This window comes from Paraflavitalea sp. (assembly GCF_059502485.1).
In genome coordinates this window covers 210,255-231,713 of sequence record NZ_JCACET010000004.1, presented here as the reverse complement: position 1 = coordinate 231,713, position 21,459 = coordinate 210,255, and the positions used below count along the sequence as shown (strand labels likewise).

The following is a 21,459-nucleotide window of genomic DNA, read 5'->3' as shown; positions in this document are numbered from 1 at the left end:
GAAAGGTACGAATATGCAAGAAAATGGCACAACGATGGTGAGCCGTCCCGACTAAAGTACGGGACGACCCACCCTCGTTGTTATTGTATTAATCCGTGTTCACGCATTACTTTGTCTTCGTCGCCGGTGATGTAGGCAAATATTTTCAACTCATCCTCACGGTGTTGCAGGAAGTATATGACATCAAAATCTATAGTGAGGTCGGTATTGTCTTTGTTCTTGTAGGTTGCTTTCCAATGGATCTTTACCATGTAGTGCAGGTCATCGAGCGGCGTTACGTCCTGCGATTCTATCTCCATGGAATGAGTGCCGATCTGCCGGTAGAACTCCATGCCTTGTGATATCTTTTTCCGAAACTCCTGGTCGTTGCTACCGCCGTGTATACCTGCGGGGCTGGCTTCTACAAAGAAGGGTGCGAAGGCATTGGCTGTTGCTTCTACATCTGTTTCTCCCTGAAGCGAATCGTTGAAGCGCTTTTCGTAAGCGGCAAAGAATTGATAGATATTTTGTTCCATAGATCTCTTTTTAGGCTATGGTATCACTAACTCAAATTCTTTGCCATCTGCAGGATCAATGGTTTATAGACCATGCAACTGGTTTGGGTACAATTGGCAACAGGTACGTTAAGTCTGTCAGGTGAGTGCTTCTGACCAATTCAACCCATGTGGCAGCGAGGTATTGCTGAACTCGATGTGTATGACTCTTCGCCTTGCCTGGTTAGTAGTGCGGCCAGAGGCATGTAGCAACAAGGGGCGCATAATCATGATACCGCCTTTAGGTACTTCGCAAACCGTTTCGGTTTCTTTTTCCCAGTCGATTGTTTCGGGTCTGTAAATACCTTTTGCATGGGAGCCCGGCACAACTTTCAAAGCGCCATTGTTTTTATCTGTATCGTCGAGGTGAATGCGAATGGTAAAGTTGCGTTCGAGTATTTCCAATGGAGGTTGTACTGCAAACTGGTTGTGCTTCACTGTCCATGGCCCGAAGCCCGGTGCTTCTGTTTTCTTGTCAACAGAGATCGTCAGGTCCTGGTGGTAAGCCACAAACCAATTGGATTGTTCGGGCTTGTCGAAGTAAATGGACTTTACGACAAAGTAGCCGTCACCGAACAGAGATTGTATCAGGGTGTTTAATCGTTCCGTTAAAACAAATGATGATACAGTAGGTACTTCTTTAAGAAACTGCCGGATGGCGAACAGGTCGGCTGTTCTGCGAAAGGTTGGATTGGTTTGATCGGCTACTTCGATAGCTTGTATAATATTTTCAACTTCCTGATGATTGAAAATATCACTTATTACAGTATAACCTTCTTTTTCCAATTGCTCAAGATATGTTTTCATAACATGAATTACTGTTGGGTCTTCTTTTTCTCTTTTTCTTCTTTGTAGTCGAGGTAGTAATTGGTCAATACATCAAAATGAAGGATCGAGTAAAGTAGCAGAATAAGAAGCATCCATCCATTCGTAGGAGGGAGTGGTATTTTAAGGGATGCAATTCCTACCCAATTGGAAGTGACAGTATAGGGTGTGATAGCAATTAATTGGAATGTAGTCAACACAAGGTATATGCCGGTATAAACAATACAACGTTTAATGTCTTTCCAAAAATACCAGACCAATGGAACAAACAAGATAAGGGCCAGATAATGTCTTACAGCAGGTGCGAATTGCTCACCTATCACTCCCATTGCCTGCAACCAGGTATCAACGAGTATATAAAGAATCAACAGTAAAGGGATCAGTATTAGAATTTTCCGTTTGAGCATAGTGGTCCGGGTGGTTTCTCAAATATAATAAAAAAGCGTCCCGCTGCGCGGGACGCCTATCATTGAATGCTCAATATTTATAACTCTTAGATACCTACTTTCTTCTTCAGGTTCTCGTCGATGGCTTCGAGGAACTCTTCTGTGTAGAGGAAGTGTTCTCCGTGTTTTACTTTATTGCCATGAACGCAAACGGCGAGGTCTTTTGTCATCTTGCCGCTTTCTACTGTTTCGATACAAACTGCTTCGATAGCGTTGCAGAAGTCGATCAGTTCCTGGTTGCCGTCCAGTTTACCACGAAAGGCCAATCCTCTTGTCCATGCGAAGATGGAAGCGATGGGATTGGTGCTGGTTGGTTTACCAGCCTGGTGGTCGCGGTAGTGACGGGTAACGGTACCGTGGGCAGCTTCTGCTTCCATGGTCTTGCCATCAGGCGTAATCAGTACGGAAGTCATCAGACCCAGTGAGCCGAAACCTTGCGCCACGGTGTCACTTTGTACGTCGCCATCATAGTTCTTACAAGCCCATACAAAGTTACCATTCCATTTCAGGGCGCTGGCCACCATGTCATCGATGAGGCGGTGCTCGTATACGATACCTGCTGCATCGAACTTAGCCTTGAACTCGCTTTGATAAATGTCTTCAAAGATGTCTTTGAAACGGCCATCGTATTTCTTGAGGATGGTGTTTTTGGTGCTCAGGTACAGGGGCCATTTTTTGCTGAGGGCCATGTTGAAGCAGCTGCGGGCAAACCCGATGATGCTTTCGTCTGTATTGTACATGGTCATGGCCACACCATCGCCTTTGAAGTTGTATACCTCAAATGTCTGGGGTTCACCACCACCTTCGGGGGTAAAGGTCATGGTCAGTTTGCCTTTACCTTTGATAACGGTGTCTGTAGCGCGATACTGGTCGCCAAAAGCGTGACGGCCTACAATGATGGGGGCAGTCCAGTTGGTTACCAGGCGGGGAATATTATTGATAACGATGGGCTCGCGGAAAACGGTTCCGTCCAGAATATTCCGAATGGTGCCGTTGGGGCTCTTCCACATCTGTTTCAGGTTAAATTCTTTTACACGGGCCTCGTCGGGAGTAATGGTAGCGCATTTGATACCCACGCCGTACTGTTTGATGGCATTGGCTGCATCGATGGTTACCTGGTCGTTGGTTTGATCGCGGTATTCAACGCCCAGGTCATAGTATTTAATATCAACATCTATGTAGGGCAGGATCAATTTATCTTTGATGAACTTCCAGATGATGCGTGTCATTTCGTCACCATCCAGTTCAACCACAGGATTTGCTACTTTAATTTTTTTTGCCATGTGCTGAATGTTTAAGCTATTTAAGAGTTGCAAACCTACAGCAAATGCTGAAATTACACAAAGCACATTTGTGTCATATTCTGGCATGCAGGTAGGTGCAGTATGGTTATTCGGGCCAAAGTCATTACGTAATTACACGTATTTTTTCCGGAAACAGGTACAACTTGGCGGCCATCCGTTTATAGTATATATGATAAAGTTTAACTTGCAAGTATGCTGAATATGTTGGAAAAGTATATCGGCCGATTCCTAACTCTGACTCCTGAAGAACTGGCGGTCCTTACGAAGGTAATGGAAGTACGTTCTTATGACAAAAAAGTGCGCCTGATAGAGCCTGGTCAGACGGAGGAATACCTGCATTTCATTTCCAAAGGGCTGCTGCGAAAGTATTTCTATAAGGGCAGCCAGGAGGTCATCACTCAACTGGCCAGGGAGGGGGAATTGATCTGTTCGTCGGTATCTTTCTTTTCCGGTCAGCCTTCTACCTACGTTGTTGAAACTATCGAGCAATCCATCCTGCTCTCCCTGCATAAAAAAGAGCTGGAGAATTTATATACGCAATATCCTAAAATGGAAACCCTGGGCCGCTTACTGATCACTGACCTCTTCCTGCAAAAAGAATACTGGGAGCTGGATAAAACCCGGTATGATACAAAAGAGCGTTTTGTACGGTTTGTACTGGAGAATACAGACCTTTTTCGTCGCGTACCGCAGAAATACCTCGCTTCCTACCTGAACATTAAACCCGAAACTTTTAGCCGGTTAAAGCATCATTTATCTAAAAGGATTGCAGAGACTTCTACTGCAAACTAACCCCACTCCATGCGAGAAAGAAAGTTAGATATCAAAAGCTACCTGGAACATGTATTTGCTTATCTCCAGCGGTTTATGGAGCTAAGCCGCCAGGAATTCGATCAATTAGCACCTTTCCTTGAATTGCGTGTTTTTGACAAGAAGATGGTATTGCTGGCACAGGGTCAGGTGGACGACTACCTGAATATTGTGATGAAGGGCATGATCCGCAAGTACATCCTCACGAAAAAGGGAGAGGCCACGCTCCAATTGGCTACTGAAGGACATATTGTGCAGTCCGAAATATCTTTTCATACCCGCAAGCCTTCGGATGTGATCCTGGAAACGCTGGAGACCACTGTTGTGATCTCTATCAGCTACATAAACATGCAGCAGGCTTTGCGCAAAGTGCCTTGTGCCGAGCGGCTGGGCCGCGCCATGGTGACGCAGATGTTCATCAAGAAGGATGCGCGTTATTTTGACCAGTTGCAGATGACGACCCGCGAGCGTTTCCTGGCCTACGTGACCAACCACCCGCATATGCTGCAGCGGGTGCCGCAAAAGATCCTGGCTTCCTATCTTAATATTAAACCTGAAACTTTCAGCCGGTTGAAACATTTATTACGCAAAAAGTAATTACAGTCCGGTCACTTTTACATCGGGTGGTACTACCCAATCTTTCTCTATTCTTTCGAGTGCAGGTACATCGGCTATTTGCTGGTGTACATAGTAGCGATATTGCGAACGGTACCAGGTACCCGGATTGATGGTAAAGGCTCCATCCACTACCGGCGAATATACCCAGTAGGGCATCGTGGGGTGAACCCGAATGGGTTGTGGGTACCGGAAGTTGACAGGGTGATCGAATACCGTGGCGCCGGCGGCCTGTCCGTTGATGAGACCGGAAGCATCTACCCAGCGGGCGTGGGTGTGGTTGGCAGCCGAATCGCGAATGCCTTCGCTGGTAAGGACCTGCCAACGGCTCTTGAAATGCTTTTTATCAACTTCGTTCCATTGGCTGCTGCCACGGAAACCCATTCCGCCGTAATGGTACTTATTCAGGAAAAGTGTGTCGGTCGTTACATTGCGTTCTTCAGAGATCAGGTCGAAGAGATAATAATCGCTGAATGGATATACCCTGATGACCCACATTTCGCGGAGCACTTCTCCATGCAACAGGCTTTTATGACGCAGCTTTACTCTTAATTCTGTAACTACAGGTCCTTCTTTGATCTTACTTACTTCAATGTGTTCTACCGTGCCTCGTTTATGTTGCTGGTTCCAGAAGTCGATAAATTCTTTGCGGAAGGTAGTATTGGTCCATGCATTGAAAATAGCGTGCTGGTGTGCATGGCCCACGGGAAAATCGTCGGTGAGCACCTGACCACCGGGGCTGTATAACGGATGGATGAAACCACTGCGGCGATAGTATGCCGGACTATCTGCCGGTGGTATCGCCTCCTGTGTATGATAAAAGAAGACAGGTTTGTTTTTAATACTTACCTGGAGTCCTCCTTTCTTTTGTGCAATGGTAACTGCCGGACGCGGCGCTTTGTTGTTGGCTATTTTTGATACAGCATATGTTTGCCAACCTCCCGGCTCAATACTATCAGGCAGGATAAATACCAGAGTCACACTGTCGAGCAACTCAGCCACTGTCGACTTACCTGTCTTAGTATTCTTAACGCTGTACACTGTGTTTACAGGCAATGGCCGGGGCAGGTTTACCTGTACGGGTGTTTGATAGCGTGGATATTTTCCGGCTTTTACCTCGATGCTGAACGGAGCTGTCTGCGCGGATACGGTATTGCTGAACCACAGGAGCAAGATGCCTATAACCAATGTTTTCATGTGCAAGAATGATAAGACATAAATGTACAGAAAAATGCCACAGTTCTTTCCCGGACGGGATTAAACTGTGGCATGCGGCAAATTGGTTATATGAATGCTTTATAGCTTCACGTTCAGGGCTATCATGAAGTTGGTGCCTGCCATCGGGAAGAAGAAATTTTCTGTGATGGCTGTACCATACTGATAGGTGTACGTGTATCCGCTGGAATTGTATTTGCGGCTGAATACGTTGTTAACCTGCCCTATCAGCGCTATTTCTTTCGTCAATACATTGCGCAGTGTATAGATCACTTTTGCATCCTGTGCATAATAAGCGCTAATGCTACGCGCTTTGTTGGAGGTGTTGTCCATGTACTGACGGCCCACATACTTAGCCGGCAGGCTGATCTCCAAATCTTTTACAGGCAGAAAACTTACTGAACCACCTGCAATGACTGCCGGAGAAAATGCAATGTCAGTATTGCCATGTTGCACAGCGACCTGTTTGCCACTCGGATCATCGTAGTTATCGTAGTACTCTGTAAAATCTTTGATGCGGTTTTTGCTCAATGTGAGGTTAGCTGCGACCCGCAACCATTGTGTGGGTTTTATGCCCGCCTGGAGTTCTATACCCATGCGGAAACTATTGTCCACATTCGTACGGGTATATCCACCCACATCATTGATCTTACCGGTTTGCACCAGCTGGTTTTTGTAGAGCATGTAATACAGGTTAGCGCTTACCTCATACATATTGTCTCTTTTAGAAACGCCTGCTTCAAAATCATGGAGTTTCTCCGGCTTGGGTTGTTGTTCAAGGCCCGCTTCAAAATCATCGCGGTTGGGTTCTTTGTTGCCTTGTGCATAAGACAGGTAGGCCATCAGCCCATTGTTGGTATAAGTGATACCTGCTTTAGGATTGAAGAAGTCGAACGTGTTGCGCACCAGCAGACCTGGATTTTTGCGGAAGCCGCCGATGTTGTACAGCACCCGGCGATACTGCATGTCTACAAATACTTCGAGGTTGGAAGTGAATTTATGCTGGTATTTAGCATAGGTATTCACATCTGTTTTATACGCCTCCAGGTTGTACCAGCGGAATTTGTTGTCAATGCCGCCGGCCTGTGCCCACAATATCTCACCGAAGTGACGGCCATCATACCGGTTCCAACCACCACCGATGGTAAACTGATCTGCAATGTTCTTATACTGCAATGAATAAACTGCGCCATAGAAATCATTGTCCAGCCATAGCTGCCTGATCAGGTCGGTCTTTGTAAAGGTGCTGCCACCTACTGTGTAATTGGGCAAGCCGTAATCGGCATATTCTTCCTGCGGCTTGTATTCTTCATAATACCCTTTTCCTTTGGTGAGGAAGAATGCTGCATTGGCAGTAAGTCTCGAAGAGAATTCGTGATTGATGAACAATTGGTAATGGTCTTGCTGGTAATTATCTGTTTGATTGTCGTAAGTGAAATAGTTGTACTTACGTGGGTCAGACTTAAACAGGTTAACAGAATCCTGCGGCGTAAAATACAAGGTGCCGAGATTGTTGTAATAATGTTCCAGCAGTTTATCCTGGTCATTGTTCAGCTTAGCTTCCGGCACTCCATTCCAAGCCTGAAATGTTTTTTCCTTACCGCCAATAACATTCAACCTTACGGAAGTTTTTTCACCGAGGTAAGCACCGCTGAGATAGAAAGAGCGGAGATCACTTGAACCGCGGTCTACATATCCATCGCTTTGGATCTTCGACAGGCGGGCATCGATGGTGAAGTGATCACCGATCAAGCCACTACCTGCTTTGAGTGTATGCTTCCAGGTGTTGAAAGAACCATAGCTATTATTCACTTCTCCGTAGGCAGTAGTGTTCACCTCATTGGTACTTAAGTTGATGGTAGCGCCAAATGCACCGGCACCATTGGAAGAGGTGCCTACTCCACGCTGTATCTGTATGTTGTTTACAGAAGAAGTGAAGTCGGGCATGTTTACAAAGAAACTGCCTTGTGATTCCACATCATTGTAAGGTATACCATTCAGCGTAACGTTGATACGGGTGCCGTCCGTTCCGCGGATGCGAATGCCGGTATAGCCTACGCCATTACCTGCATCTGAACTCACCACCGCCGAAGGTGTTTGGTTCAGGAGCATAGGCAGATCTTGTCCGGTATTGAGTTTTTCAATATCCTTTTTAGAGAGATCGGTTTTAGCAAAGGGCGCTTTTTCACCGGCGCGGATGGCGCGCACCTCTACGGGTTGCATAAACAGGTTGAGCCGGGTGAGGCGGATGGTGATGGCTGCACCGGGCGCCACTGTGGTATCCAATCCTTTGTACCCAACGCTGGTGATGCGGAGTGAATAACGTCCTTGTTTAACTTTCTGAAAGGCAAATTGTCCGGATTCATTGGTGGTAATAGTGGCAATGTTGGACAGTTCTACGGAAGCCGATGCTACGGGGCTGCCGGTAGATGCGTCGGTTACCTGGCCCGCAATCTGCTGAGCGGATAACCCATGGGAAATCAATAAGTAGCAAATCCCCAAAAACATTTTTTTCATCTTGCATGAAGATTTTTAGTGAAAAAATGATTTAAGAGAAAATGCTGCGAAAGCGAAGTGTAGACACGATATGAGGAGCCCTACCTTCCCTGCGCAGGCATTACCCTGGTCAGGTTCTACGGGTATAATCTCAGCCTTTACCGCCTCCTATTCAAGGCATACGGGAAAAGCACCCCGGGAATCTGAAAGAAAACCTCTTTGGCCAAAGAGAGCGCAAAGATACAGGCAAAAAAACTTTTTTTAAATTTTTGTAACATTCCGATCTGCTCAACCGTCACACCTGTATAATAAGTATAGCCAACTCATCTGTTCACAGACGGATGCAACATTCAAAAATTTACTCAGTCTATTCCTAAAATGCTAATTATGAAAAAGATCGGATTGTTTAGTGTAAGTATGCTTTTTTCATTGATACTGCTGGCGCAGAAACAAGTGAATGATCCGCTGGCCCAGGAGAGAAAAGTATCGAGCTTCCACGCCATTAAAGTAGCTACCGGTATTAAATTATACCTCAACCAGGGCGGCACTGAAGCTGTAGCTGTAAGTGCTTCCAAAGAAGAGTACCGCGATAAAATCGTTACCAAAGTGGAGAATGGTGTATTGAGAATTTATTACGAGCAGGAAACGCTGAAGTTCTGGAAGAATATCACTACCAAAGGCAGAAACCCAGTGGCTTATGTATCTGTGGATGACCTGGATGGACTGGACATCAGCTCAGGCGCCAGCGTGGTAGTAGACGGCACCATCAAGGGCAGCAAGCTGGACCTCGATGCATCCAGTGGCGCTGTTTTCAGCGGAGCTATAGATTTCGCTACGGTAGATGTGGACCAGAGCAGTGGGTCAGTTGTAAAAATCTCCGGCACTGCGACTTCCCTGAAGGTAGACGGTAGCAGCGGCAGCATGTTCAATGGTTATGATCTTGCTGTTGGTACTTGTGATGCGGATGTAAGCAGTGGCGCCGGTGCGCAGATCACAGTGAACAAGGAAATGAATGCAGAAGCCAGCAGTGGTGGTCATGTGTCTTACAAAGGTGAAGGCGTTATCCGCAATATCAGGACCAGCAGCGGTGGTGGTGTATCAAGAAAAAAGTAACTTGCATAATATAGATTACTGTATATAAAAAGAGTAAACCCATGAAGAAGATAAGTGTTTTGTTGCTGCTGTTGTTGCCGGTAGCCATGATGGCGCAAAAGCAGGTGATCAAGGATGAGAATGCAGCCCCCCGTACCGTAGGTAGTTTCCATGCCATCAGAGTGAGCAATGCTATAGACCTGTTCCTTTCTCAATCCGACGAAGAAGCGCTGGCTGTTAGTGCTATCAAGCCAGAGTTTCGTGACCGCATCAAAACGGTAGTAGAGGAAGGTGTGTTGAAGATATCTTACGATGATGATGGCAAGTGGTGGAAAGGGAATAAGAAACTTCGCGTGTATGTATCTTTCAAAACGCTCGATAAGCTTACGGCTGTTGGCGCCAGTGATGTGGTAGTGGATGGCACGCTGAAAACCGAAACACTGGTACTCTCTATGGGCGGCGCCAGTGATTTCAAGGGAACGATTGAAGCCAATTTACTCGACGTAAACCTGAGTGGTGCTTCCGACGCAGTGGTAGAGGGCAAAGTTAGCAAACTGGTAGTGGATGCTAACGGTGCCAGTGATTTCAAAGGTTATGATCTTGTAGCCGACAACTGTAGTGTAGAAGCCAGCGGCGCCTCCGACGTGAAGGTAACCGTTAATAAGGAACTAAATGCCCGTGCTTCTGGCGCAAGCGGGGTACATTATAAGGGAGATGGCGTTATCCGCGATCTCAAAACAAGTGGCGCCAGCAATGTATCGAGAAGGGGATAATACTTATTTTTGCTTTTTAGTTTTCACATATATTAGGGTACACAAGCGTTAGGTTTTCACCTAACGCTTTTTTTATTATTTCGTTCCGAAGGCCCATATCATAAACTCTGGCAGTACTGCGCTCCAATAAGGCCAGTCATGATGGCCATCTGCCACCTCTTTATAAACAACAACCCCGGGTGTGGTTACCCGTTTTTGTACGAGGGCTATTACATCTTTGGTATCGTCTATCACGTCAATGATACCGTCTTTATCTCTGTCGGAATTTTCTTCTGCCCCACCCGCGTAGAACCAGTATTGCTGGTTGGGCTTTTTGCGGGAAGCCTTCAGCCGCGCTATCATGATGCGGTTATCGTCATCGTTATAGGTGCTGTCTTTCGTGTCTTTATCGCGCCACCAGAAGGAACCGGAGAACACGCCTATCTTATCGATCTTATCGGCATGGGTCCAGCCAATATCGAAGGCCGACAGACCGCCCAGGGAAGCGCCGGCTATTACTACTGAGTTGAATTTTCGTACACCGGTTTTCTTTTTGATGAAAGGATACAGTTCATTGTTCACGAACTCATCGTAATGGTCGGCTTTACTGCCACGTTTTTCATAATCGGGCTTGCCGGCCACGCCGTATTCCTGCATACGGTCGCCCGCATGGATAGCCACCACCACTACCGGCCCAATGGCTTTGGCTTTGTAGAGGCTGTCCAAAATTGGCTGCACGCGCCATTTTTCCACATCCTGTCCGTCGTTCAGCAGCAGCAGATTAAGGCCTGATTTATCATCGGGCAGCAGTGTATTGATGATCGTCAACTCTACAGAGCGTTGCAGATGACGGGAATACAGTTTATCCTGTTGTTGTTTTGTTTTGGCGGAACAGGCCACCAGCATGATTATTGCAGCAACATATGGTATCTTATTCATAACCCTGAAAATACGATTTGTAAAAAAAGTAAATCAATTTTGGAGGGAATCTGAAAAAGTGTACATTTGCAACCCACATCGCGAAGTAGAGCAGCGGTAGCTCGTCGGGCTCATAACCCGAAGGTCCCAGGTTCGATCCCTGGCTTCGCAACAGAATCAAGGGATTAGCTGATCGCTGATCCCTTTTTTTATTTTGGTAAGGCACAGTAATTGGATTCCAGTGGCTCACTGTTATACCACGGATACCTTTCATTACCTTTGCACTCGTTATGAAATCAGGGTTTGTAAGCATATTTGGACGTCCTAACGCAGGAAAGAGCACGCTCCTGAACGCCCTGATGGGTGAGAAGCTGGCTATTGTATCCCCCAAAGTGCAAACGACCCGCCATAGGATCAAAGGCATTATCACTACCCCGGAATACCAGATCATTTTTTCGGATACGCCCGGCATCATTGAGCCCAAGTACAAGCTGCAGGAGAAAATGATGCAGGCCGTACAACAGGCGCAGGAAGATACCGACGTAGCCGTGTTGCTGGTAGACATCAACGAAAATCTTGAAGAGGCCAATACGCTCTTCGAATCGCTGAAGGTGAAAGCGCCTGCCATCGTGGTGATCAATAAGCTGGACACCGCCAATGCCACTAAAAAGGAAGGGGCTATCCAATTCTTCAGCAGCAAACCTTATTGCAAGGAGGTAGTAGGTATTTCTGCGCTAAAGGGCACTCAAGTAGATGACCTGTTGAAGGCCATCGTGAAGTACCTGCCTGAAGGGGAGCCTTTCTTTGCAGAGGATGAGATGACCGACCTGCCTACCCGCTTTTTTGTAGCGGAAATGATCCGGGAGAAAATATTTTACCTGTTCAAAGACGAGATACCTTATCATACAACGGTGATCGTGCGGGAGTTTAAAGAAAAGACGACCCTGGTAAAGATCGTAGCCGACATCGTTGTGCAGCGTGAATCACAAAAAGGCATTCTGCTGGGCGAAGGTGGTAAGATGATCAGGCAACTGGGAACCGATGCCCGGAAAGATATAGAGCAGTTCATAGGGCAAAAGGTGTTCCTGGAGTTGTTTGTGAAGGTGAAGCCCAAGTGGAGGGACAATGATTTCATGCTGAAGGAATATGGTTATCATTAATAAATAAGTATCAGATATGGCCGGTTTTACGGTAGCAATAGTAGGAAGACCCAATGTTGGGAAGAGTACATTTTTCAACCGCTTGCTGGAACAACGCAAAGCAATTGTGGATGACGTGAGTGGCGTTACCCGCGACCGCCAGTATGGTGTGGCCGACTGGAACGGTAAATCGTTCAACGTGATCGATACCGGTGGATTCGTACCACAAAGTGAAGATGTTTTTGAGCGGGAGATCCGCAAGCAGGTAATGATCGCTTTGGAAGAAGCCAATGCCCTGATATTTATGGGTGATGCCGCTACCGGCATTACCGATCTTGATGAAGCCATGGCCGGTGTACTGCGCCGTACTTCCAAACCTGTATTTCTTGCCGTTAATAAGGTAGATAACCCCGAGCGTATGCTGGAGGCTACCGAGTTCTATAGCCTGGGTTTCGACAATGTTTTCTTTATCTCTTCCATGTCGGGCAGCGGCAGTGGTGAACTGCTGGATGCTATTACAGCGCTGATCCCTGAAGAGCCTGCTACCGAATCGGATGAAGATCCGGGTGATGATGCTGAAGAAAAACCTGCTGTACCTGAGATTCCCAAGTTTGCTATCATCGGGCAACCCAACGTAGGTAAATCTTCTTTACTGAATGCCCTGATCGGTCAGGAGCGCACGATTGTAAGTGATATTGCCGGTACTACCCGTGATACCATCCACACGCACTATAATCTTTTCCAAAAGGAGTTTGTACTGATCGATACTGCGGGTATCCGCCGTAAGACCAAGGTGCATGAAGACCTTGAGTTTTATTCTGTGATCAGGGCTATCAAGGCCATGGATGAAGCGGATGTGTGTCTGTTGTTGCTGGATGCCGAAAAAGGTATTACAGCGCAGGACCTGAGCATTTACAGCCTGGCAGGCCGCAAGGGTAAAGGCATCGTTGTACTGGTGAATAAGTGGGACCTCGTGGAAAAGGCAACGAATACTGCCCGGGATTATGAAGAAGAACTGAAAAAGCGCCTCGCTCCTTTCAATGATGTGCCGATCCTTTTCATTTCAGCCAAAGACAAACTGCGTATTCATAAAGCCATCGAAGTGGCCCTGGAGGTATTTGAAGGCAAGCAGCGCAAAATACCTACCTCACAGTTGAACGAGGTAATGCTGAAGGCCATCGAATCTTACCACCCGCCGGTAGTGCGTGGCAACTCCATAAAGATCAAATTCGTTACGCAATTACCTACCCGTGTACCTTCTTTTGCTTTCTTCTGTAATTATCCAGATGAGGTAAAACAACCATATAAGAATTATCTGGAGAATCAACTGAGGCAGCATTTCAACTTTAAAGGGGTGCCGGTACGCCTGTTTTTCCGCAAAAAGTAGGGCTGAACAAGGGCTGCTAACATGAAGTAAATCAAAATTTAATGACAATTAGCAAAATATTTGCATAATAGTAAAAAGATGCTACTTTTGCGCCCATCTCATTAAAAACTCAAAAAGCAATTCCAAATGAAAAAATTATTCGCAATTTTAGCTGTTGCTGGTTTTTTAACTGCTTGTAGCGACGGTGGTACTGCCGCAGAAACAAAAGGTGATTCTGCTACTGCTACTCCTACAGCTACTGCTCCTACAGGTGACAGCGCAACCGCTACTCCAGATTCAGCTACGCTGAAAGCTGATAGCCTTAAGCCCGCTGGCGATACAGCTACAAAGCACTAAAAATAGTAGTTCCCGGCCCTGCCGGCATATATTATTTGCATAGGCCTCCCCAACCGGGGAGGCTTTTTTATTCGTACTTATCCTGTCACTATGTGCTTTCAGGGACATATGCGATAATTAATCATTTGAATGTCAAGAAACTAAGAAGTTGTACGAAATTGAATTATTGCCTATATTGTTTCCCTTTAACCACCGACGCTACTAAACCTCTGAAATCCAACGCTCCTGTGCGCACCATTTTCCTGTAACATTTTTCAAAGCCTGTAAACTATTCAATTGTTATGAAGCAACTCTACCTCGCTTTAGCGGTATGCCTATACTGCGCCACCACTCATGCACAAACGCCAAGGTACTGGATCGGTCCTCTTACAGGAGGCAGCTGGAATAATACCGCCAATTGGTCGGCCTCCACCAGCGGAGGAAGTAGCGGCGATGTACCTAATGGAGCTTATGATGTGATTCTTGATAAAAATGTGGTGGTGAATGTAGACCTTACCACTATCTCTCTAAATTCTCTTTCTGTAACAGGTAGTGTCACCGCGCGGCTATTCACGGCCAGCGGCGTCAGTTCTACCATTACACTGAACAGTACCAGCACCGGCAACCCTGCCGTACTTGTCAATGCCGGCAGTACGCTGGAAGACAGTTGTGGAGGTCTGGGCCAGGCATTCATTGTCAACTATGGCAATGGCGCCATTGGAAGGGTCAATGGTACCTGGTCTTTTATGGGAACTACCGGAGCGGCCTCTTATACCTCGTTACCTGCTACCACAGGTCTTGGTAATTTGCTGACCGTAAACGGTACTATTAAAATGGCCAATAACGGAGCGCATATTGAATGTTCTGTTCCTGAGTATTTGAGCTTTGCCAGTGGATCCACTTTCTGGCACAACCGGAATGCGGGTGTTATTCCAAGGGCTACCTGGTCCAACAACTCTCTCATCACGATCACCGGTCTGACAGCAAACGGTATCGGCAACTTTGGGTTGCCAGCTACCGGTCTAGGTATTGGCAGCTTGTTCATCAACTGTCCAAACCTTGCTTCTGCTACCACAGTCAATTTGCCAAACGGCCTGATCGTTAATGGTACCATCCGTTGTCAAAGCACCAATAATGTGAATCTTGCATTAGGATCTACGGGCGGTAGTACAACTGCCAGCTATACAGTGCAAGGAAACCTCGAGATCAATCCTACCGCCAATATAACACTGGGTGGCTCTACTGTAGCAAATACTTACAGTATGCAGGTGAATGGCAACTTCGTTCAAACCGGCGGCAGCTTTTACCTACGCAATGCAGTGGTTGGAGCTATAGAGCCTACCACATTACAAGTGAAGGGCAGCTTCACCCAATCAGCGGGCACTTTTGGCAATCTCAGCACTACCACCAGCACTACTACAGAATTATTCGTAGTAGAATTGAATGGAGCAGCCAATCAAAACGTATCGGTTTCATCCGGCACGATCACTAATGCTGCTAACCAGGTAACATTGCGCCTCAACAATGCAGCCGGCGCAACTTTATTAACTCCTTTGGCTGTTGGCAAGATCAGCTGGAACTCTGCCAGCAAAGGCAACATCACTACCACGACTACCAATATATTGACCATTAACAATACCGACATCGCTGATGCGCTGGTAGTAAATGGCGCTTCTAATAGCGGTTATGTAAATGGTCCTGTGAGAAGAAAAACAGCCACTAACACTACTACTTATTACAAGTTCCCAACCGGCAAGAGTGGTGTGCTGCGTGAGGTTGAAGTGTTGCCTTCTACTGCAACTGCTGCAGAATTTGAAGCAGAATACTTCAATACCGCTTATAGCAGTTCAAACGTAACTGCACCGCTTACGGGTATCTCCAGCCAGGAATACTGGAACATCGATCGCACGATAGGCAGCGATGCTGCTAAAGTTCGCCTCACGCTTGCGGGTGCTGTAACCGGCGCCAGCGCTACTGATACACTGGTAGTGGCACACTATACGGGCGGAAGCTGGACTGATGCACGTGGCACCACGCTGGATCCCGGCAACAGCACTACCGGCAGTGTAGAATCAGCCGAACTAACTTCTTTCAGTCCTTTCACCTTTGCTTTTACTTCTCAATCAGCCCTGCCTATCTATCTGCTGAACTTTACTGGTCGCAAGGAAGGCAATGCTGCTAAACTGAGCTGGACCATTACAGAGAACAGTACTCCACAAAGGTTTGAGATCCTTCGTTCAACTACAGGTGGCAACTTCACCCAGATCGGCAGCGTAGCCGGTGTTGAAAGAAAACTGACTTACGATTTCACCGATAATGCGCTCCCCACCGGAACTGTTTATTACAGGCTGCGCATGATCGATATCGATGGATCTGCCGAGCTTACCAAGGTGATCGCTGTTATGAATGGCAGTAAGGGTGTGCTGATCACTTCTATGATGCCAACCCTCGTTACCGACAGGGCGCTTCTCAATATCAGTTCATCTGAAAAAGTTTCCGTTCAATTCATAGTAACTGATATCTATGGCCGCTCTGTGAAGCAACAAGTGAATGGCCTCACCAACGGCAACCAGGAGATCTGGATGAACCTGGGCAACCTGCCTACCGGCACTTACCAGGTGACAGGTTATTTGTCAACAGGCGAGAAAACCAGTACTATCCGCTTTATTAAGCAATAAAAACTGGCACCTACATACGAAAATCCTTCTGCGCAATCGCAGAAGGATTTTTTTTCGTACGTACGTGCATGCCATTAACCAAATCTTTGCTACTGCTCTTTTTCATCATTGCTTTTTTGAATGCTACCAGCCAGGTACGCTGGGACGGCCAGGGTGGAGATGGCCTATGGTCTACGCCTGCCAACTGGTCGGGGAACGCGGTTCCTGCCGCCAGCAATGATGTACTACTCGACAACTCGTTCATAACAGGAAGCTATACTGTCACCTTGCCAACAGGAAACACAAATGTTATCATCAGGTCATTGACTATCACGCCAGCTGCAGGCAACCATATCACAGCCCTATTACCTGCTACCAATACAGCAGCGCCGGGATTTACTTTAACAAGCTCCGGAGTGGGATTAACCATCAATAGCGGAGGTATTTTCAGGAATGCTTCAGGAGCTGGCTCGGGCGCTCCTATAGATATTGCAGGAACGATATGGATAGGAAATAATGGTCGCTACATTCATAATTCGTCAAGGTCGCATGTAGAAATTGTGTCAGTACTTGCTACAGCGCCTGGTACTGCTACGGGCGTATTCGAGTTTGACATCCCCGGAACTAATGCTCCAATCATCTCCTTTACGAATCGAATCTTTGGTACGCTTGTTTTGTCTGCTACCACAGCGGGAGTCCCCAGGACTTATACTGCCAATGGCAATGGCCCTGCCACCATCCGCGGTGATCTTATCATTGGCGATCATGTAAATTTCAATATCAACCTGAACAATTCAGTTGTTGTGCAGGGCAATTATGAGCAGCATGGTGGCACGCTCAACCTTAACAGCAGTACCCATAATACCGTGTTACAAATTGGTAAGCACTTCACGCAGACTAAAGGTGTCATTACCGAAAACAACAACAGGTTTCCTGTTATTGAAATGAATGGTACCAGCAGGCAGCATATCACCACCGCCAACGGTATCAGTAACAGTATTACCTTCAAAGTAAACAATGCTGCTGGTATTGCTTTACAAACTCCGCTCTCCCTACCTTACAAACTGGAACTCATAAATGGCCAGGTAATTACAACTGCCAATAATCTTTTGACGTTACAAGCAGCCTGTACGCTTTCGGTAGACACTTTATCTTCTGTCAGCTTCATCGATGGCCCATTGAAGAAAGAAGGTTTGATAGCGTCCAGTCAATTCCTGTTTCCTGTAGGAAAAGGTAATAGTCACCGATGGTTATCGCTTGTCAATGCCACTGGTAATTACACCGTAGAGTTTTTCAGGAGCAGCCCCCGGTTGATGAGCAGCTCTTATCAAAGTAGTATACATCATATTTCATCTATCGAACACTGGACGATCATGGCAGACGCTTCCCCCACGCCTCAAGCGCAGGTGAAGTTATCGTTTAACGACCCAAATAGTGGCGGTGTTACCGATCTCGCTGCATTGCGTGTAGTCCAGCTAAGTGGCAGCACCTGGGTCAATGCAGGCAATGCCAGCTGCCTGGGAACTCCGGGCTCCAATGGGTTTGTCGTCAGCAACCCGTTGCAATCCTTTGGCACCTCTAACAATTACTTTACGCTTGCCAGTACAACAGCCAGTTTCAATCCTTTGCTATTGGAGCGACATCCGCGCCTTAACCACTCTCCTATCATTACAGGCATGGTGGCGCCAACCATTACCACTACCAACACAAGGCTGGTTCTTAACGCGAAAAAGAAGGCACGCGTTACAGTAATAGTCTCTAATATGGCAGGGCGGATAATACAGACAATACCTGTGTATTTAGATAGAGGCAACAATACTATACTTATTCCTGCTGCCATGCTACCTGCCGGAACATATGTGATTACTGTAGCAGGTCTGGAGGGAGTCATGCAGCCGTTGAGGTTTGTGAAATTATAAGACGCCTGGTTTGTAAGCAGGGGGGTTCCCAAAAACGGACAGAGGTGACACCTTTTGAAAAGGTGTCACCTCTGTCCGTTTTATATCAGTTTCCTGATTATACTAATTTGAATGTATCGAGGAACTTGGTATTGAAGTTGCCCTTGATGAAGTCTTCGTTCTTCATCAATTGCAGGTGGAAAGGAATGGTGGTCTTCACTCCTTCAATAACATATTCATTCAACGCGCGGCTCATGGTATTGATGGCCTCTTCGCGTGTGCGTGCTACGGCAATGATCTTGGCGATCATGGAATCGTAGTAAGGAGGTATCACATACCCGGCATATACGTGGGAATCGATACGGATGCCATGTCCGCCCGGCTGGTTCAGTACGGTGATCTTTCCGGGACTTGGCCTGAAATCATTATAGGGATCTTCAGCGTTGATACGGCACTCGATGGCATGCATCTGGGGTTCGTAGTTCAGGCCGCTGATGGCCTCGCCCATGGCTATCTTGATCTGTTCTTTGATAAGATCGAAGTTGGTTACCTCTTCCGTTACGCAATGTTCTACCTGGATACGGGTGTTCATTTCCATGAAGTAGAAGTTGCGGTGCTTGTCGACCAGGAATTCGATGGTACCTACGCTTTCATAACCGATGGCAGAAGCGGCTTTGATAGCAGCTTCACCCATGCGGTGGCGCAGCTCGGGTGTCATGAAAGGGGAAGGAGATTCTTCCACCAGCTTCTGGTGACGGCGCTGGATAGAGCAGTCACGCTCGCTGAGGTGACATACTTTACCGTAACGGTCGCCCGCTATCTGTATCTCGATGTGACGGGGCTCTTCCACGAATTTCTCCATGTAGATACCGTCATTCTTGAAAGCTGCTCCGGCTTCTACTTTGGCCGTGTTGTAGTTTTTCTCCATTTCATCCTCGGCCCATACTACGCGCATCCCTTTACCACCACCACCAGCAGTAGCTTTCAGGATGACAGGATAGCCTACTTCTTTTGCGAGGCTTTTGGCCTGCTCCAGACTTTCCAGCAATCCTTCGCCACCCGGCACTACAGGTACGCCGGCCTTGATCATCGTTTCCTTGGCAGTGATCTTATCACCCATGGAACGGATCTGATCGGGCGTGGGTCCGATGAATTTAATATTATGTTCGCCACATATTTCTGCGAAACGGGCATTTTCGGCCAGAAAACCATACCCTGGATGGATACCATCCGCATTGGTGATCTCGGCTGCCGCCATAATGTGGGGAATGTTGAGGTAGGAATCGGAGCTGGCCGCACGACCAATACAAACGGCTTCGTCTGCAAATTTTACGTGCAGGCTATCTTTATCAGCCGTGGAGTATACAGCTACTGTTTTAATACCCATCTCGCGACAGGTACGGATTACCCGTAGGGCAATCTCTCCACGATTGGCAATTAATATCTTCTTGAACATTGAATTAAATTAATCATCCCGCAGGGCGAGACAAGTTTCGAAAATGTACGTATTTGAAATAAACCAGGGTGTATCCTGCTTTTGAAAATGGAAACCATTCTCAAACTTTCAAATTGTCACATTCTCCTATTAATTAGGTTCTACCAGGAATAAAGGCTGGTCGTATTCTACAGGCGAAGCGTCTTCTACCAGCACTTTTACGATACGGCCTTTTACTTCGCTTTCGATCTCGTTGAAGAGTTTCATGGCTTCTATGATGCATACCACTTTACCCGGCAGTACTTCGTCGCCTGGTTCTACAAAAACGGGCTTACCCGGTGCAGAACTACGGTAGAATGTACCGATCATGGGGCTTTTTATGGTGATCAGGTTATCAGCAGCAGGTTCGGCAGCTTTGGGTTTGTCCGCAGGAGCCTGGGCCGCAGCAGCAGGAGCTGCCTGGGGTTGTGCATACGCAGGCATACTTATGGGCGCATGTACAGGAGCGGCAATTACGTTTTGAGCAGGTTCTTCTTTTTGTTTGATGGTTAGTTTGAATCCCTTTTCTTCTATGGTCACTTCACCGATGTTGGACTTGTTGATCATTTTGATCAACTCCTGAATTTGTTTAAAATCCATCTGTTTAATTGTTTATGTTGACGGTTAGTTCGGGCAAAACAGGCGGCTAAGATAAGGTAAAAGTCTGAACCATGATTTTTAAGGATTTAAATGATTCAAGGGATAAAAGCCTGCTTTTTAATAGAAAAACCCGAAGTATTTCGGGCTTTTTATCAAATTGAGGATTTCAATTCAATCCCTGAAATCCAATAAATCAAGGTTCTGGCTCTTATTCTTTCACGCGTTCTACGTAGTCACCGGTCTTTGTGTTGACGCGGATCAGTTCTCCTTCGTTCACAAACAAGGGCACGTTTACAGTAGCACCTGTTTCAACGGTAGCGGGCTTCAGGGTACGGGTAGCCGTATCGCCTTTTACGCCGGGCTCGGAGTAAGTTACTTTCAACACGATCTTGTCGGGCAGCTCCACACTCATGGGTTGCTCAGTTTCTGTGTTGATGAGCATGGATACTTCCTGGCCATCTTTCAAAAACTGTGGAGCGTCGATCAGTTCTTCGCCCAAAGCGATCTGCTCGAAAGTCTCCTGTTCCATGAAGTTGTATCCGCTGTCATCTTTATACAGGAACTGGTAGTCTTTTCTTTCAACGCGCACGGGGTAGATGGTATCACCTGAGTTCCAGGTCTTTTCAATACTGCGCTTGTTGTCTACACCTTTCAGTTTAGCCCAAACCTTAGCGGCTGCACGGGCAGTCTTATTTTCCCCGAATTCCACGATGGAATACAAACTGCCATCCAGTTTAATGATCATACCGCGGCTGATATCTGAGGTACTTGCCATAAAAAAGCTGATAATTTATTGATTACAAATTTTACCCCTGTTGCTGCCGGCGGACTAAAACCGGGCAGCGGGGGCAGCAAAATTACGGCAAAATTGTCACCACACAAAAGGGAAGTAATTAGATCAAAATCGGCCTATACCCCGGTGTATATCAGGGACTGGCGCCATAAAAAAAGCCGGCCCCGAAAATAGGGGCCGGCGGGTAAAA

General features: G+C 46.8%; 19 protein-coding genes, 1 tRNA gene and 1 riboswitch. Of the genes, 10 read left to right on the top strand and 10 right to left on the bottom strand.

Features of this window, described 5'->3' with window-relative positions:
* Positions 1 to 80: 80 nt before the first annotated feature.
* From AC5JBY_RS01010 to AC5JBY_RS00995, 4 genes are all read right to left on the bottom strand, one after another.
* Positions 81 to 515 carry a DUF6841 family protein gene (locus AC5JBY_RS01010; RefSeq protein WP_495902671.1) on the bottom strand — a complete coding sequence of 145 codons (435 nt, stop codon included), beginning with the start codon at positions 513 to 515 and terminating at the stop codon, positions 81 to 83.
* 117 nt (positions 516 to 632) lie between these two features.
* The gene (locus AC5JBY_RS01005) at positions 633 to 1,340 is read right to left on the bottom strand and encodes a phytanoyl-CoA dioxygenase family protein (RefSeq protein ID WP_495902670.1); all 708 of its coding nucleotides are present in this window, start codon (positions 1,338 to 1,340) and stop codon (positions 633 to 635) included.
* Positions 1,341 to 1,348: 8 nt separating this feature from the next.
* A complete protein-coding gene (locus tag AC5JBY_RS01000; RefSeq protein ID WP_495902669.1) occupies positions 1,349 to 1,765 on the bottom strand; it encodes a hypothetical protein in 417 nt (138 codons plus the stop codon).
* An 86-nt stretch (positions 1,766 to 1,851) separates the two neighbouring features.
* Positions 1,852 to 3,087 (bottom strand): isocitrate dehydrogenase (NADP(+)), encoded by a 1,236-nt coding sequence (locus tag AC5JBY_RS00995; protein ID WP_495902668.1) that lies wholly within the window; start codon positions 3,085 to 3,087, stop codon positions 1,852 to 1,854.
* A gap of 213 nt (positions 3,088 to 3,300) precedes the next feature.
* Between AC5JBY_RS00995 and AC5JBY_RS00990 the strand changes: the two genes are divergently transcribed.
* A complete protein-coding gene (locus AC5JBY_RS00990) occupies positions 3,301 to 3,900 on the top strand; it encodes a Crp/Fnr family transcriptional regulator (protein WP_495902667.1) in 600 nt (199 codons plus the stop codon).
* Positions 3,901 to 3,909: 9 nt separating this feature from the next.
* Positions 3,910 to 4,515 carry a Crp/Fnr family transcriptional regulator gene (locus AC5JBY_RS00985; protein ID WP_495902666.1) on the top strand — a complete coding sequence of 202 codons (606 nt, stop codon included), beginning with the start codon at positions 3,910 to 3,912 and terminating at the stop codon, positions 4,513 to 4,515.
* Here AC5JBY_RS00985 and AC5JBY_RS00980 read toward each other — a convergent pair whose 3' ends face one another.
* Positions 4,516 to 5,730 (bottom strand): DUF6807 domain-containing protein, encoded by a 1,215-nt coding sequence (locus AC5JBY_RS00980; protein ID WP_495902665.1) that lies wholly within the window; start codon positions 5,728 to 5,730, stop codon positions 4,516 to 4,518. It abuts the gene before it with no gap.
* A 99-nt stretch (positions 5,731 to 5,829) separates the two neighbouring features.
* The gene (locus AC5JBY_RS00975) at positions 5,830 to 8,265 is read right to left on the bottom strand and encodes a TonB-dependent receptor (RefSeq protein ID WP_495902664.1); all 2,436 of its coding nucleotides are present in this window, start codon (positions 8,263 to 8,265) and stop codon (positions 5,830 to 5,832) included.
* Between the two features lie 68 nt (positions 8,266 to 8,333).
* Positions 8,334 to 8,452, bottom strand: a riboswitch (TPP riboswitch).
* A gap of 179 nt (positions 8,453 to 8,631) precedes the next feature.
* Between AC5JBY_RS00975 and AC5JBY_RS00970 the strand changes: the two genes are divergently transcribed.
* Both AC5JBY_RS00970 and AC5JBY_RS00965 read left to right on the top strand, forming a co-directional pair.
* Positions 8,632 to 9,357: a head GIN domain-containing protein gene (locus AC5JBY_RS00970; protein ID WP_495902663.1), complete on the top strand. Its 726-nt coding sequence runs from the start codon at positions 8,632 to 8,634 to the stop codon at positions 9,355 to 9,357.
* 41 nt (positions 9,358 to 9,398) lie between these two features.
* Positions 9,399 to 10,109, top strand: coding sequence for a head GIN domain-containing protein (locus AC5JBY_RS00965; protein WP_495902662.1), 711 nt, complete (start codon positions 9,399 to 9,401; stop codon positions 10,107 to 10,109).
* A 75-nt stretch (positions 10,110 to 10,184) separates the two neighbouring features.
* Here AC5JBY_RS00965 and AC5JBY_RS00960 read toward each other — a convergent pair whose 3' ends face one another.
* A complete protein-coding gene (locus tag AC5JBY_RS00960) occupies positions 10,185 to 11,027 on the bottom strand; it encodes an alpha/beta hydrolase (protein ID WP_495902661.1) in 843 nt (280 codons plus the stop codon).
* 79 nt (positions 11,028 to 11,106) lie between these two features.
* Here AC5JBY_RS00960 and AC5JBY_RS00955 point away from each other — a divergent pair.
* From AC5JBY_RS00955 to AC5JBY_RS00930, 6 genes are all read left to right on the top strand, one after another.
* A tRNA-Met gene (locus AC5JBY_RS00955) sits at positions 11,107 to 11,178 on the top strand.
* 118 nt (positions 11,179 to 11,296) lie between these two features.
* Positions 11,297 to 12,166 (top strand): GTPase Era, encoded by an 870-nt coding sequence (era, locus tag AC5JBY_RS00950; RefSeq protein ID WP_495902660.1) that lies wholly within the window; start codon positions 11,297 to 11,299, stop codon positions 12,164 to 12,166.
* A 16-nt stretch (positions 12,167 to 12,182) separates the two neighbouring features.
* Entirely contained in the window at positions 12,183 to 13,532 is a 1,350-nt protein-coding gene (gene der / locus AC5JBY_RS00945; protein WP_495902659.1) for a ribosome biogenesis GTPase Der, read from the top strand.
* Positions 13,533 to 13,658: 126 nt separating this feature from the next.
* Entirely contained in the window at positions 13,659 to 13,868 is a 210-nt protein-coding gene (locus AC5JBY_RS00940) for a hypothetical protein (protein ID WP_495902658.1), read from the top strand.
* Positions 13,869 to 14,149: 281 nt separating this feature from the next.
* Positions 14,150 to 16,525, top strand: coding sequence for a T9SS type A sorting domain-containing protein (locus AC5JBY_RS00935; RefSeq protein ID WP_495902657.1), 2,376 nt, complete (start codon positions 14,150 to 14,152; stop codon positions 16,523 to 16,525).
* Between the two features lie 86 nt (positions 16,526 to 16,611).
* The gene (locus AC5JBY_RS00930) at positions 16,612 to 18,423 is read left to right on the top strand and encodes a hypothetical protein (protein WP_495902656.1); all 1,812 of its coding nucleotides are present in this window, start codon (positions 16,612 to 16,614) and stop codon (positions 18,421 to 18,423) included.
* Between the two features lie 97 nt (positions 18,424 to 18,520).
* On the opposite strand, the gene accC is transcribed toward AC5JBY_RS00930, so the two are convergent.
* The 3 genes from accC to efp form a co-directional block, all read right to left on the bottom strand.
* Positions 18,521 to 19,858 carry an acetyl-CoA carboxylase biotin carboxylase subunit gene (accC, locus tag AC5JBY_RS00925; protein WP_495902655.1) on the bottom strand — a complete coding sequence of 446 codons (1,338 nt, stop codon included), beginning with the start codon at positions 19,856 to 19,858 and terminating at the stop codon, positions 18,521 to 18,523.
* 129 nt (positions 19,859 to 19,987) lie between these two features.
* Positions 19,988 to 20,476 carry an acetyl-CoA carboxylase biotin carboxyl carrier protein gene (accB, locus tag AC5JBY_RS00920; RefSeq protein ID WP_495902654.1) on the bottom strand — a complete coding sequence of 163 codons (489 nt, stop codon included), beginning with the start codon at positions 20,474 to 20,476 and terminating at the stop codon, positions 19,988 to 19,990.
* A 208-nt stretch (positions 20,477 to 20,684) separates the two neighbouring features.
* A complete protein-coding gene (gene efp, locus AC5JBY_RS00915) occupies positions 20,685 to 21,251 on the bottom strand; it encodes an elongation factor P (RefSeq protein WP_495902653.1) in 567 nt (188 codons plus the stop codon).
* Between the last annotated feature and the right edge of the window lie 208 nt (positions 21,252 to 21,459).